A 14,038-nucleotide genomic window follows, 5' to 3' on the forward strand; every position below is an offset into this window, starting at 1 on the left:
TGTACGGAATGCGCCTTGAATTCTTGTGGCAGCTCCCGCAAGCGAAAGCTGCCAAAAAAAGAGCCTTTACTTAACGGCGTCTTTCAGGGCCTTGCCTGCTTTGAATCCAGGCACTTTCGAGGCCGGAATCTTGATTTCAGCGCCTGTCTGAGGGTTGCGGCCGGTACGTGCGGCACGCTCCTTCACAGAGAAGGTACCAAAGCCGATCAGCGTTACCTGGTCACCCTTTTTCAGAGCACCGGTAATGGAGTTGGTCATAGCATCCAGCGCACGGCCAGCTGCCGCTTTAGAGATATCTGCGGACTCTGCAATTGCATCGATAAGTTCGGACTTGTTCACACTAAACCCCTTCGATTTCAGGTTGAAGATGTTCTAGGTCGGTTTTTTTTTCGAGGACGTTCCCGACTATCGCATAAGCGGTCGGAGAATTCCATTCTTCAGTTTTCTTATTCCATTCGGTATTTAACCGGCATTCGGAATAGGCACTTACTGCGCGGGAGCCCTTGGTATTGGCTGCTTCACGGCGAAACAGTTATACCAACGGGCTCTCAGGCCTGTCAACAACTCATCCCGGGTTTAATGTGTATTTATGCGCTCTGCGGCATCGCTGGCATCGTCATTTGTTTTCGAAGCAGTGCCTTTTTCGGCGGAATCCGCCGTGCGTGGCTCCGGCGGATAAGCCAGTGCAATATCCAGAACCTCATCAATCCACTTGACCGGAAGAATTTCCAGAGACTCTTTTATATTATCCGGTATCTCTTTGAGATCCCTAACATTTTCGTCCGGGATAATGATGGTCTTGATACCACCCCGGTGCGCGGCTAGAAGTTTTTCTTTCAGGCCACCGATGGGCAATACACGGCCTCTCAACGTGATCTCTCCGGTCATCGCCACGTCTGCCCGGACCGGTATTTTGGTCAGTGCCGAAACCAGCGCCGTACACATGCCAATACCGGCACTAGGGCCATCTTTTGGTGTTGCACCCTCCGGAACATGGACGTGAAGATCGTGCTTTTCATGGAAATCATCGCTGATTCCAAGCCCGGCTGCCCGGCTACGGACAACCGTCAAAGCCGTCTGAATCGATTCCTGCATGACATCGCCCAGAGAACCGGTTTTGACAACCCGACCTTTTCCGGTCGTTAACGCACACTCAATAGTCAGTAGTTCGCCACCAACCTGAGTCCACGCCAACCCGGTTACCTGGCCGATCTCATTTTTTTCTTCGGCAAGGCCATACTTGAATTTTTTGACCCCGGAATAGTCCTCCAGCATCTCTTGCGTCAGCGTGACAGAAGCCTTGTCGTTGCTTTCAACGTGCTCCCGGACCACCTTCCGGCAGATCTTGGCAATCTCGCGCTCCAGACCACGTACCCCCGCCTCTCGGGTGTAGTAACGGACCAGGTCGCGCAGGGTTGCCTCCGAAAGGTTCAGCTCGTTCTTGCGCAGCCCGTTCGCCTTGATCTGCTTCGGCAACAGGTAACGCAACGCAATGTTGACCTTTTCATCCTCGGTGTAGCCCGGAATTCGGATGATCTCCATCCGGTCCAGCAAGGCCGACGGAATATCCATGGAGTTGGAGGTACAAACGAACATCACATCGGAGAGGTCGTAGTCCACCTCAAGATAATGATCGTTAAAGGTGTGATTCTGTTCCGGATCCAACACTTCCAGCAGTGCGGACGCGGGATCACCGCGATGGTCCATGCCCATCTTGTCGATTTCATCGAACAGGAACAGCGGGTTCTTGACACCGACTTTTGACAACTTCTGGAGCAGCTTGCCGGGCAAGGCCCCTATATAGGTTTTACGGTGACCGCGAATTTCGGCCTCATCGCGCACACCACCCAGTGCCATCCGCGTGTACTTACGGTTGGTCGCTCTGGCGATAGATTGTCCCAGCGAGGTCTTACCGACACCAGGAGGCCCTACCAGGCACAATACCGGGCCCTTGACCTTCTTGACCCGGCTTTGCACTGCCAGGTACTCGAGAATGCGCTTCTTGACCTCGTCAAGACCGTAATGGTCTTTGTCCAGAATTTCGCGCGCTTGCTCAAGATCGTGACGCACACGACTGCGCTTCTTCCAGGGCACAGCCAGCATCCAGTCGATGTAGCCACGCACTACCGTCGCCTCCGCAGACATGGGCGACATCATCTTGAGCTTGTTAAGCTCAGCCTCAGTCTTTTTGCGGGCTTCTTCGGGTAGACTGGCTTCTTCAAGCTTTTGTTCAAGCTCTTCGAAATCATTGTTGCCTTCGCCCAGGTTACCCATTTCTTTCTGGATAGCCTTCATTTGTTCATTCAGATAATACTCGCGCTGGCTGCGCTCCATCTGCTTTTTAACCCGGCCACGAATGCGCTTTTCAACTTCGATCAAGTCGATCTCACCATCGAGCTTGCCCAGCAGCAGGTCTACGCGCTTGCGAACATCCAAGGCCTCCAGCAACTCCTGCTTTTCCGGAATCTGCATGTCGAGGTGGGCCGCCATGGTATCGACCAGGCGCTCCAACTCGGTGATTCCGGTTAACGCATTGGACACCTCCGAGGGCACTTTCTTCGACAGTTTGACGTACTTCTCGAACTCATCCATTAAGGTCTTGGTGAGCACGCCCTCTTCACGTTCTGGCAGAGCTTCCTCGTCCATCAGAATGGCCTGACCGGACAAGTACTCAGCTTCGGTGATATCGGTGATGCTGGCGCGAGCATTGCCTTCCACTAGAACCTTCACGGTGCCATCGGGAAGACGAAGCATTTGCAACACAGTCGCCAGCGTGCCCATGGTAAACACGTCGCCGGCACCCGGCTCATCGGTGGAAGCATCTTTCTGGGCGACCAGAAGAATTTCCTTGCTGCCCTCCATCGCAGCCTCAAGGGCCTGGATAGATTTATCACGGCCCACAAACAACGGGACCACCATGTGCGGAAACACGACCACATCGCGCAATGGCAGCAGTGGATAGTTCTGCACAGCTTCTTCGGATATACGGGTCATAGGGAATCCTCTGACAGCATTTAATTCAGCATATCACCCATCATTGGGGCGCAGGCGTAAATTGCAATCTTTTTACAGCGACGAAAAACCGGTAGCCGACCTCTCCGGCCTAATGAAAAAGGGGCGTTAAACGCCCCTTTCAGTTTTCACCAGTTTGCTCGAAATCACCGATATCAGTCGTCCGGCACGGCCTTGGCGTGGTCATTGTTGGCGTAGATCTTGAACGGCTCAGAATCACCGTTGATTACGCTTTCATCGATGACCACCTTGGACACATCATGCTCAGACGGAATCTGATACATAGTATCCAGCAAAGTCGCTTCCATGATCGAGCGAAGCCCACGGGCTCCAGTTTTGCGTACCATGGCTTTACGTGCCACCGCACGCAACGCTTCCTGGCGAAAGTCCAGCTCCACGCCTTCCATGTCGAACAGCTTCTGGTACTGCTTGGTCAGCGCATTCTTAGGCTCTGTCAAAATCTGGACCAGCGCTTCTTCGTCCAGCTCGGTCAACGTTGCAACCACCGGCAGACGACCCACAAATTCCGGAATCAAGCCAAACTTCACAAGGTCTTCGGTTTCAACATCACGGATGATGTCGCCGGTGTTCTTGCTGTCATCCGGGCTCTTAACATTTGCAGAAAAGCCAATAGAGCTACGATCAGAGCGCTCCTGAATCACCTTTTCAAGACCGGCAAAGGCACCACCGCAGATGAACAACATATTGGTGGTATCAACCTGCAGAAACTCCTGCTGTGGGTGCTTACGACCACCCTGCGGAGGAACCGAGGCAACCGTGCCTTCAATAAGCTTCAGCAAAGCCTGCTGAACGCCCTCACCTGAGACATCACGGGTGATTGACGGGTTATCTGACTTACGCGAGATCTTGTCAATCTCGTCGATATAGACAATACCGCGCTGGGCTTTGTCGACATCGTAATCGCATTTCTGCAGTAGCTTCTGGATGATGTTCTCAACGTCCTCACCAACGTAACCGGCTTCAGTCAGTGTTGTGGCATCGGCGATGGTAAAGGGCACATTCAGCATGCGAGCCAGCGTTTCTGCCAGTAGCGTCTTACCGCTACCGGTAGGACCGATCAACAAAATGTTGCTCTTGCCCAGCTCTACGTCGCTCTTGCCCTCGCCGCAGCGCAGGCGCTTGTAGTGGTTATAAACCGCGACTGACAGCACAACTTTGGCGCGATCTTGGCCGATGACATATTCGTTCAGAGTCTCGCGGATTTCTGCCGGTGTCGGAAGACGGTCACTCGCCTCCTCCTGGGCATTTTCCTGAATCTCTTCCCGAATGATGTCGTTGCACAAATCAACACACTCGTCGCAGATGAACACCGAGGGCCCTGCAATGAGCTTACGGACTTCATGCTGGCTCTTTCCACAAAACGAGCAGTACAACAACTTGCCGTTATCGTCGCCCCTGCCGTTTCTTTCATCTGCCATTGAAATACCTCAATTCTTCATTGGCCGGCGCTAAAGATGAATACGCCGACCAGGGATGATGCGATGACTTTCAGTATTATTTATTCGGTACGCGCTTATCAAGTACTGTATCAATCAGCCCGTACTCTTTGGCCTGGTCAGGATCCATGAAATTATCCCGATCGGTATCCCGGGCGACGGTTTCCAGATCCTGACCGGTATGCCGGGCAAGAATCGTGTTCAGGGTATTTCGGATCTTCAGAATCTCGCGGGTATGGATTTCGATATCCGAAGCCTGACCCTGATAACCACCCAGTGGCTGATGAATCATCACTCTGGAGTTGGGCAGACAAGCACGCTTGCCCTCTGCACCGCCAGCAAGCAAGAAAGCACCCATGCTGGCAGCCTGGCCGATACACAAGGTGGCCACATCAGGCTTCACGAACTGCATGGTGTCATAGATCGACATGCCAGCAGACACTGAGCCGCCCGGGCTGTTGATATAAAGGTGAATGTCCTTGTCCGGATTCTCGGATTCCAGGAACAGCAACTGGGCAACCACCAGGTTGGCCATGTGGTCTTCTACCTGGCCTACCATAAAGATTACACGCTCTTTGAGCAGGCGTGAGTAGATGTCGAAGGAACGCTCTCCGCGTGCCGTCTGTTCAATTACCATCGGCACCAGGCCAGCGCTGGTTATCATTGTAGGGCCATCAAACGGTTTCTGCGTCATGTGCGCCTGAACTCCTTATGGACAATGGACATGGACTCCTGAGGCAGGATATCCGGAAATCATCATCGGACTATCTCTATACTCTGCCACCAGTGAGCCCAGATGAAAACAGCCGGACACGCCGGCTGTTTCCAGAAAGCGATTCCGGGCCAGGCCCGGAACGATCAGCGCTGAGGCTGACCGGCCTGAACCGCTTCCTCGTATTTCATTTTCTTCTCTGTCACTTTGGCCTGACCAAGTACGTAGTCAACCACAGCATCTTCCAGGACGGATGACTCGATCTGAGACTTCTGATCCGGATTGCTGCTGAAGTGCGCAATAACTTCTTCAGGTTGTTCATACGTAGATGCAATCTCCTGGATCTTTTCATCTACTTGCGCAGAGTCTGCTTTCAGGTCGTTTTTCTTGACGACTTCCTGGAACAGCAGGCCGGTCTTGACACGACGCTTGGCCTGCTCTTCAAAGATTTCCTTTGGCAACTGCTGAAAATCAACCTGGCCACCGAAACGCTGAACAGCATCCTGGCGCAGACGATCGATTTCCTGATCAATCAGCGAAGCCGGAATATCCAGCTCGGTGGTTTCAAGCAAACCGTCAACAACATCATTTTTGACCTTGTTCGACACTGCCTGCTTAAGCTCCCGCTCCATGTTCTTCTTCACTTCTTCGCGGAAAGCGGCTTCATCTTCGGCTTCAATACCGAACTTCTGAAAGAACTCTGCGTTCAGTTCAGGTAGTTGCGGTTCTTCAACCTTATGAATCTTGATCTCGAACTTGGCAGGCTTACCGGCCAGATCTTCGTTGTGGTAATCGTCAGGGAAAGTCACTTCGATTTCCAGGTCTTCACCGGCCTTTCCACCAACGATCGCTTTTTCGAAGCCCGGGATCATCTGGCCAGAGCCCAGGGTCAAGCGATGACCTTCAGCGGCACCGCCTTCGAATTCTTCGCCTTCGATCAGCCCTTTGAAGTCGATGGTCAGCACATCCTTGTTCTTGGACTTGCGCTTGACTTCCTTCATGGTTGCCTGCTGACCACGCAGGTTGTCAATCATGGTGTCGATGTCTTTATCAGTGACTTCGGCTACCGGCTTTTCGACATTCACCTTGCTCAGGTCACCAAGCTCAATTTCTGGCAGCACTTCGAAGATAGCCACGAACTCGAGGTCTTTACCCTCTTCCATGGTCTTCGGCTCAAACTTCGGCCAGCCCGCCGGATTGACGTCTTGCTCCTGCAGTGCCTTGATGTAGTTGTCGCGCATAGCTTCGCCGACCACTTCCTGGCGAACGCTTTCACCGAAACGACGCTTGACCACGCTCATGGGCACCTTGCCAGGACGGAAACCGTTCAGGCGAACCGTGCGAGCAGTATCCTGCAGGCGTTTCTGGACCGCTTGGTCAATTTCCTGGGCGGGCACACCAATCGTCATGCGACGCTCGATGTTGGATGTCGTTTCAACAGACACTTGCATGGAGGTTCCTCAAATTACATATTCTGTATGTGGATGAAAATGAAACTAAAATCCCGGACGGAGCAATTCTCCCCAAAGGGATGCAAAATTAAAAGCCGGTAGTTTATCACGGTTTACCCCGACGAGAGAATCACCCAGCACGCCTCAATGATGGTTTGAGACCGGGAACACGACCGAAATGTCAAAAATATATGGGGGCAATACGAGAAAAAGAAAGGGTGGTGCGAGAGGAGAGACTCGAACTCTCACAGGTTTCCCCGCTGGAACCTAAATCCAGTGCGTCTACCAATTCCGCCACTCTCGCGTATCCGGCACTGCACTGAAACGAAGTAACAGAACATGCGGAAAAATCAAAACAGAGGGAAAAGTGGGGTGGACGAAGGGGATCGAACCCTCGACCGCAGGAGTCACAATCCTGAGCTCTACCAACTGAGCTACGTCCACCACATCAAAGCAGTGCGTTAAAGCACTTACATCTACTGGCTAATTCAACTTTGCTGGTTTGGCGAATTCGGCCCTTACCAGACCGACGACTTAATGGCGCGCCCGGCAGGACTCGAACCTGCGACCACCCGCTTAGAAGGCGGGTGCTCTATCCAGCTGAGCTACGGGCGCTTGACCGTTCACCCACCTGAACATTCAGAAAATGGTCGGGGTAGAGAGATTCGAACTCCCGACATCCTGCTCCCAAAGCAGGCGCGCTACCAGACTGCGCTATACCCCGTAAACTGAACAACAAGTGCTTCAGCAAAGTTGGCGCGCATATTACCGGCGGTTTCGGCATCCGTCAACACGGATTTTGGAAAATATACATAGTTCGTTGATTTTGTTCGTCGTAAGCGCCTCTGCAAGCGTGCGCTTTTACAGCTTTTGCAACACCAACACCCTCTACCCTCACGTTGGCGTTCATGGCGAAGCATGAGACAATGATCCCCCTTCACTTAACCTCTACTTCATGCCCAACCGACAAGATGGAATCATGAGCGCCAAACTGATTAACGGAAAAGAAATAGCCACTCAGGTCCGGCAACGCGTTGCTGCCGGCGTTGAAACCCGCAAACAAAAAGGCCTTCGAGCACCCGGCCTGGCGGTTGTTCTGGTCGGCAACGATCCGGCTTCGCAGGTCTATGTCGGTAACAAGCGTAAAGCCTGCGATCAAGCCGGCATCATGTCCCTATCCTACGATTTGCCAGAGGACACGTCACAGGCAGCCCTGGAAACGCTGGTCGATGAACTGAATGAAAACCCGGCGATAGACGGCATTCTGGTACAACTGCCCCTGCCCCCGCATCTCGATGCAGACCCGATTCTGGTGAAAATCCGGCCAGATAAAGATGTCGACGGCTTTCACCCCTACAACATCGGGCGCCTGATGCAGCGCAAGCCCACTCTGAGGCCCTGCACACCTGCCGGTGTGATTACCCTGCTCGACTCCATTGGTACACCCTATAAAGGCCAGCACGCGGTGATTGTGGGCGCCTCCAACATCGTTGGCCGCCCCATGAGCATGGAACTGCTGCTTAAGGGCGCTACCACTACGGTATGCCACCGGTTTACCGATAACCTCGAAAAGTTTGTTGGCGAAGCCGACATCCTGATTGCCGCAGTGGGCAAACCCGGCATTATAAAAGGCGAATGGGTAAAACCCGGCGCTACCGTCATTGATGTCGGCATCAACCGGATGGAAGACGGCAAACTACGCGGCGACGTAGATTTCGCCGCCGCCGCTGAACGCGCCGCCTACATCACCCCGGTGCCCGGCGGCGTGGGCCCCATGACCATCGCCACGTTGCTGGAAAACACCCTGTACGCCGCTGACGTGTTGCACAGCGCCTGACAAGGGTCAGACCCCTTTGTAGCCTGCCTCATAAAAAACCCCGCCGAAGCGGGGTTTTTTATGAGCTGAACTGCTTACTGGCCAGCTTTCACCTTCAGGCGATACGCGTGCAGCAGCGGCTCGGTGTAGCCGCTGGGCTGCTCACGGCCCTTGAGAACCAGATCCAGCGCTGCCTGGAAGGCAATGCCGTCAAAGTTCGGGGCCATGCTGCGGTAGGCAGGGTCACCGGCGTTCTGGCGATCCACAACCGCCGCCATGCGCTTCATGGTTTCCAGGATCTGCTCTTCGCTGCAGATGCCGTGGTACAACCAGTTGCACAGCAACTGGGAGGCGATGCGCAGAGTTGCGCGATCTTCCATCAGGCCGATGTCGTTGATGTCCGGCACCTTGGAGCAACCAACGCCCTGATCGATCCAGCGCACAACGTAACCCAGGATGCCCTGAGCATTGTTGTCCAGCTCCTGCTGAATTTCTTCAGCGGTCAGAGAAGACGGGTCTTCCATCACCGGCACGGTCAGGATGTCGTCCAGAGCCGCGCGCTGACGGCTGGCCAGCTCTTTCTGAACATCAAACACGCTGACCTGGTGATAATGTGTCGCGTGCAGAGTAGCGGCAGTCGGTGACGGAACCCAGGCGGTGTTGGCGCCGGATTTCGGATGGCCGATCTTCTGCTCGAGCATACCCGCCATCAGATCCGGCATGGCCCACATGCCTTTACCTATCTGGGCCACACCAGAGAAGCCGGTTTCCAGACCAATATCGACGTTCCACTGCTCATAGGCGTTGATCCAGGCCGCCTGCTTCATCTGACCTTTCCGGATAAACGGACCCAGCTCCATGGAGGTGTGAATCTCATCGCCAGTGCGATCCAGGAAGCCGGTGTTGATGAACACGGCACGATCTTTGGCCGCGTGGATACAGGCTTTCAGGTTAACGGTGGTGCGACGCTCTTCATCCATGATGCCCACTTTCAGAGTGAAGCGCGGCAGACCAAGAGCATCTTCAACACGGCCGAAAAACTCGTTGGTGAACGCCACTTCTTCCGGGCCGTGCATCTTTGGCTTAACAATGTACACAGAACCCTTGGTGCTGTTCTGGAACTGACCTTTGCCCTTCAGGTCGTGGATGGCGATCAGGGAGGTCAGCAGACCGTCCATCAGGCCTTCCGGAATTTCGTTGCCGTCTTTCAGCAGAACCGCCGGGTTAGTCATCAGGTGGCCGACGTTGCGCACGAACATCAGGCTGCGCCCCTTCAGGGTCAACTCACTGCCGTCTGCGCCGGTGTAACTGCGGTCCGGATTCATGCGACGGGTCATCTGCTGCCCGCCCTTCTCGAACGACTCTTCCAGATTGCTCTTCATCAGGCCCAGCCAGTTTTTGTAGGCCAATACCTTGTCTTCCGCATCCACCGCGGCAACGGAGTCTTCACAGTCCATGATGGTGGTCAGGGCCGACTCCATCAGCACGTCTTTGACGTGGGCACCGTCATCCTTGCCAATCGGATGGCTGGCATCGATCTGAATTTCAAAGTGCATGCCATTCTTGACCAGCAACAGCCCGGTCGGCTCGTTGGCAGCGCCGACAAAACCTGCAAAGCCGGACTCGTCTTTCAGACCGGTTACGTCGCCGTTCTGCAGTTTGACCGCCAGCTTGCCGCCATCTACATAGTACAAGGCGGCATCTTTGTGACTGCCTGACGCCAGCGGCGCGGAGCTGTCCAGCAGGTTACGGGCCCACTCGATAACCATGGCGCCACGTACCGGGTTATAGCCACGACCTTTCTCAGCGCCGTTTTCTTCTGACAGTGCATCCGTGCCGTAGAGCGCGTCGTACAGGCTGCCCCAACGAGCGTTAGCGGCGTTCAGTGCAAACCGGGCATTCATTACCGGCACCACCAACTGCGGGCCGGCCATGGTGGCGATTTCCGGGTCAACATTGGAGGTGGAAATCTTGAACTCGCCAGGCTCGTCAACCAGGTAGCCAATGTCTTTCAGGAACGACTTGTACTCGGCCATGTCCAGTTTCTGGCCTTTGTGGTCCCGGTTCCAGGTGTCGAGTTTTTCCTGAATGGCGTCGCGTTTGGCGAGCAGCTCACGGTTGCGCGGGGCCAGCTCGTTCACGATCTTGTCGAACTCTGCCCAGAATTTGTCTGCGTCGAGACCGGTGCCTGGGATCGCTTCGTTGTTTACGAAATCATACAGATTCTTCGCGACCTGAATGCCGCCAATTTGTACGCGTTCTGTCATTGTTGCTTGCCTCAATGGGTTACGTTTCCCGACTCCCCTCAGTGCACCTTACAGTGCGGGGACACTATGATTTGAGCGCCGCATTATACGTGAGAATCCCTACAAGGTCATTCCCGGTCAGCACAATGCGACTTTCTGCGAATTTTCAGGCTCAAGCGCGACGCCAGGTGGTGCCCTCGCGGCTGTCGTCCAGAATGATGCCCTGCTCCAGCAGCTCGTCCCGGATGCGATCACCTTCAGCAAAGTTCTTGGCCTTACGAGCGTCGGCGCGGGCCTGAATCATCGCCTCGATGTCTTCCGCGCTCAGCTCACCACCGGTGTCGGCCTGAAAGAAAGCTTCCGGGTCCTGCTGCAGCAGGCCCAGAACGCCGCCCAGACGCACCAGCACGGCCGCGCTCTGGGCTGCCAGGTCGTCGTTGCCCTCACGGCGGTGATGATTGATGTCGTTAGCCACCGCGTGCAGCACGGCAATGGCACCCGCGGTGTTGAAGTCATCGTCCATCACCTCGGCAAACCGGCGGTCGTGCTCGGTTTCCGCTACATCACCTTCTTTGGCCGGGGTAATGCCGCGCAGCGCATGATAGAGCTTGGTCAGAGTGCGACCCGCTTCCGCCAGACTGTCTTCGGAATAATCCACCTGACTGCGATAGTGACTGGACACCAGGAAGTAGCGGACCACTTCCGCCTGGTACGTCTCCAGAATCTCCCGGATGGTGAAGAAGTTGCCCAGGGACTTGGACATCTTCTCTTTGTTCACACGGATCGCACCGGCGTGCATCCAGGTGTGAACAAATTTGTGGCCCGTGGCGCACTCGGACTGGGCGATCTCGTTCTCATGATGCGGGAACAACAAATCCGGCCCGCCGCCATGAATATCAAAGGTATCACCCAGGCATTTGGTGGACATGGCCGAGCACTCGATGTGCCAGCCCGGGCGACCGTCACCCCAGGGTGACGCCCAGCTTACCTCTCCCGGCCTGGCAGCTTTCCACAGCGCGAAATCCGCCGGGCTGCGCTTGGCTTCCTGCACCCCGACGCGGGCACCCGCCACCAGATCTTCCAGCTTCTTCTTGCTGAGCTTGCCGTAATCCGGGAAGGAATCGACCGAAAAGTACACGTCGCCATTGTCGGCAGCGTAGGCATGACCACCGCTGATAAGCTGATGAATCATCGCAATGATTTCATCGATAAAGGCCGTCGCCCTGGGCTCCTCGCTCGGTGACAGCACACCCAGGCGGGCTTCGTCTTCGTGCATGGCCCGGATCATACGCCCGGTCAGATCGGAATAGACCTCGCCGTTTTCATCAGCCCGGGCCAGGATCTTGTCGTCGATATCGGTGATATTACGCACGTAGTGCACGTCATAACCGCGATGGCGCAGGTAACGGCTGATCACATCAAACGCCACCAGCACCCGGCCATGGCCAAGGTGGCAGTAGTCGTAGACGGTCATGCCGCACACGTACATCCGCACCTTGCCGGGTTCGATGGGCTTAAACTCTTCCTTTTGCTGTGTCAGCGTGTTGTAGATCCGCATTACTTGCCTCCCTTGCCCCAGGAATCTCTCAGGGTGACGGTGCGATTGAACACGGGCTTGCCGGCCGCCGCCGTCAGTTCCTGATCACAGAAGAAATAACCTTCCCGCTCGAACTGATACGGCAGGTTGGTACGCGGTTGCGCCAGACTTTTCTCAACCCGGGCTCCACTGAGCACCACCAGAGACTCCGGATTCACGTGATCCATAAGATCACCGTCTTTATCGCTGTCCGGTGATTCGTGATTGAACAGCCGATCGTACAGGTTGATGTCGGTTTCAACGCTGTCGTCCGCCGATACCCAGTGAATCACGCCGTTGGGCTTGTAGCCCTCCGGATTGACACCCAGGGTGTTCGGATCGTATTCGCACTTGAGCTCGGTGATCTCGCCGCAGTCATCGCGCACCACTTCCCGGCAGGTCATCACGTAACCACCACGCAGGCGTACTGCCTGATCCGGCGCCAGCCGCTTCCACTTGCGCGGCGGCTCCATTTCAAAGTCTTCGCGGTCGATGTACAGAGTCTGGCTCCAGGTCACGTCCCGCTCACCCATGTCCGGATTTTGCGGGTGTACCGGCAGCGTCAGAGTTTCGGTCTGCCCGGCCGGGTAATTGGTCAGGGTGATCTTGAGCGGGCGCATCACACACATGGCCCGGGGCGAACGGGTGTTCAGATCTTCCCGGATCGCATGTTCAAGCATGCCCACATCCACCGTGCCGCCAGCCTTGTTGACCCCGATCATGTCGCAGAAGGTGCGAATGGATTCAGGGGTGAAGCCCCGGCGACGCATCCCGGAGATGGTGGGCATGCGCGGATCGTTCCAACTATCAACCACACCTTCGTCCACGAGGCGCTTGAGCTTGCGCTTGCTGGTGATGGTGTAGTTCAGGTTGAGCCGGGCAAACTCGATCTGGCGCGGGTGACAGGGAATGGTGATGTTATCCAGCACCCAGTCATAGAGCGGACGATGATCTTCAAATTCCAGGGTACACAGGGAGTGGGTCACCCCTTCCAGCGCATCAGAAATCGGGTGGGTGAAGTCGTACATCGGGTAGATGCACCACTTGTCGCCGGTCTGATGGTGGTCGGCGTAGCGGATCCGGTACAGGATCGGGTCGCGCAGGTTGATGTTTGGCGAGGCCATATCAATCTTCGCTCGCAGCACCAGTTCACCGTTCTGGAACTTGCCGGCACGCATGTCCCGGAACAGCTGCAGGCTTTCTTCCACGGGGCGGTCACGATACGGACTGTTCTTACCCGGCTCTTTCAGCGAACCGCGGTAGGCCGCCATGTCATCGGCGCTCAAAGCGCACACGTAGGCTTTGCCCTTTTCGATTAACTCCTCGGCGAAGCCGTAAATCTGGTCAAAGTAATCCGAGGCATAACGCACTTCCTCAACCCACTTATAGCCAAGCCACTCGACGTCCTGCTTGATGGCGTCGATATACTCCTGACTTTCCTTTTCCGGATTGGTGTCGTCAAAGCGAAGATTGCACTCACCACCGAAGGTCTCAGCGATGCCAAAGTTCAGACAAATAGACTTGGCATGCCCAACGTGCAGGTAACCGTTGGGCTCGGGCGGAAAACGGGTAACGACCTTGCCGGAATGCTCACCTTTGGTGATGGCGTCTTCGATCAGGCTCTGAATAAAATTATGGGCTTTCTTCGACTCGGCGCTCATACAATCTCTGCAACAGGGAATGGGTCCTGGGCGCACCAAGGTGCTCCCTTAAACCGCCTATTATACTCACAAATGCTTGCCGGACTCATGCACCGGACGAAACTCTT

General features: G+C 55.2%; 9 protein-coding genes and 4 tRNA genes. 1 reads left to right on the plus strand and 12 read right to left on the minus strand.

Translation table 11 applies throughout. From position 1 onward, the window contains the following. Positions 1 to 66 precede the first annotated feature (66 nt). The 9 genes from C7H08_RS16210 to C7H08_RS16250 form a co-directional block, all read right to left on the minus strand. Positions 67 to 339 carry an HU family DNA-binding protein gene (locus C7H08_RS16210; RefSeq protein WP_008174603.1) on the minus strand — a complete coding sequence of 91 codons (273 nt, stop codon included), beginning with the start codon at positions 337 to 339 and terminating at the stop codon, positions 67 to 69. Between the two features lie 237 nt (positions 340 to 576). Next, positions 577 to 2,994 (minus strand): endopeptidase La, encoded by a 2,418-nt coding sequence (gene lon, locus C7H08_RS16215; protein WP_106673264.1) that lies wholly within the window; start codon positions 2,992 to 2,994, stop codon positions 577 to 579. Between the two features lie 173 nt (positions 2,995 to 3,167). After that, on the minus strand, positions 3,168 to 4,451 hold the full coding sequence (gene clpX, locus C7H08_RS16220) for an ATP-dependent Clp protease ATP-binding subunit ClpX (protein WP_106673265.1): 1,284 nt from the start codon (positions 4,449 to 4,451) through the stop codon (positions 3,168 to 3,170). Positions 4,452 to 4,527: 76 nt separating this feature from the next. Beyond that, complete coding sequence (clpP, locus tag C7H08_RS16225) at positions 4,528 to 5,163, minus strand: ATP-dependent Clp endopeptidase proteolytic subunit ClpP (RefSeq protein ID WP_106673266.1); 636 nt, start codon at positions 5,161 to 5,163, stop codon at positions 4,528 to 4,530. Between the two features lie 164 nt (positions 5,164 to 5,327). Continuing rightward, on the minus strand, positions 5,328 to 6,632 hold the full coding sequence (tig, locus tag C7H08_RS16230; RefSeq protein WP_106673267.1) for a trigger factor: 1,305 nt from the start codon (positions 6,630 to 6,632) through the stop codon (positions 5,328 to 5,330). A gap of 219 nt (positions 6,633 to 6,851) precedes the next feature. Continuing rightward, positions 6,852 to 6,936 (minus strand) — tRNA-Leu (locus tag C7H08_RS16235). Between the two features lie 64 nt (positions 6,937 to 7,000). Then, positions 7,001 to 7,076: transfer RNA gene (locus C7H08_RS16240), tRNA-His, on the minus strand. Positions 7,077 to 7,170: 94 nt separating this feature from the next. Beyond that, positions 7,171 to 7,247: transfer RNA gene (locus C7H08_RS16245), tRNA-Arg, on the minus strand. A gap of 32 nt (positions 7,248 to 7,279) precedes the next feature. Next, a tRNA-Pro gene (locus C7H08_RS16250) sits at positions 7,280 to 7,356 on the minus strand. A 255-nt stretch (positions 7,357 to 7,611) separates the two neighbouring features. Between C7H08_RS16250 and folD the strand changes: the two genes are divergently transcribed. Beyond that, positions 7,612 to 8,469: a bifunctional methylenetetrahydrofolate dehydrogenase/methenyltetrahydrofolate cyclohydrolase FolD gene (gene folD, locus C7H08_RS16255; protein WP_106673268.1), complete on the plus strand. Its 858-nt coding sequence runs from the start codon at positions 7,612 to 7,614 to the stop codon at positions 8,467 to 8,469. A 74-nt stretch (positions 8,470 to 8,543) separates the two neighbouring features. Here the strand turns inward: folD and C7H08_RS16260 are convergent, their stop codons facing one another. From C7H08_RS16260 to C7H08_RS16270, 3 genes are all read right to left on the minus strand, one after another. Beyond that, complete coding sequence (locus tag C7H08_RS16260; protein ID WP_106673269.1) at positions 8,544 to 10,715, minus strand: malate synthase G; 2,172 nt, start codon at positions 10,713 to 10,715, stop codon at positions 8,544 to 8,546. A 151-nt stretch (positions 10,716 to 10,866) separates the two neighbouring features. Further along, positions 10,867 to 12,252, minus strand: a complete 1,386-nt coding sequence (cysS, locus tag C7H08_RS16265; RefSeq protein WP_106673270.1) for a cysteine--tRNA ligase — start codon at positions 12,250 to 12,252, stop codon at positions 10,867 to 10,869. Further along, on the minus strand, positions 12,252 to 13,931 hold the full coding sequence (locus tag C7H08_RS16270; protein WP_106673271.1) for a glutamine--tRNA ligase/YqeY domain fusion protein: 1,680 nt from the start codon (positions 13,929 to 13,931) through the stop codon (positions 12,252 to 12,254). Before C7H08_RS16270 ends, cysS begins: the two co-directional genes overlap by 1 nt. Positions 13,932 to 14,038 lie beyond the last annotated feature (107 nt).

It is taken from the genome of Marinobacter halophilus (genome assembly GCF_003007685.1).
Taxonomy (GTDB): Bacteria; Pseudomonadota; Gammaproteobacteria; order Pseudomonadales; family Oleiphilaceae; genus Marinobacter; species Marinobacter halophilus.

Coding starts and splice junctions, on each gene's coding strand:
- clpX (WP_106673265.1), bottom strand. CDS start 4,451: ATGGCAGATGAAAGAAACGGCAGGGGCGACGATAACGGCAAGTTGTTG.
- C7H08_RS16260 (WP_106673269.1), bottom strand. CDS start 10,715: ATGACAGAACGCGTACAAATTGGCGGCATTCAGGTCGCGAAGAATCTG.
- cysS (WP_106673270.1), bottom strand. CDS start 12,252: ATGCGGATCTACAACACGCTGACACAGCAAAAGGAAGAGTTTAAGCCC.
- folD (WP_106673268.1), top strand. CDS start 7,612: ATGAGCGCCAAACTGATTAACGGAAAAGAAATAGCCACTCAGGTCCGG.
- tig (WP_106673267.1), bottom strand. CDS start 6,632: ATGCAAGTGTCTGTTGAAACGACATCCAACATCGAGCGTCGCATGACG.
- C7H08_RS16270 (WP_106673271.1), bottom strand. CDS start 13,931: ATGAGCGCCGAGTCGAAGAAAGCCCATAATTTTATTCAGAGCCTGATC.
- clpP (WP_106673266.1), bottom strand. CDS start 5,163: ATGACGCAGAAACCGTTTGATGGCCCTACAATGATAACCAGCGCTGGC.
- lon (WP_106673264.1), bottom strand. CDS start 2,994: ATGACCCGTATATCCGAAGAAGCTGTGCAGAACTATCCACTGCTGCCA.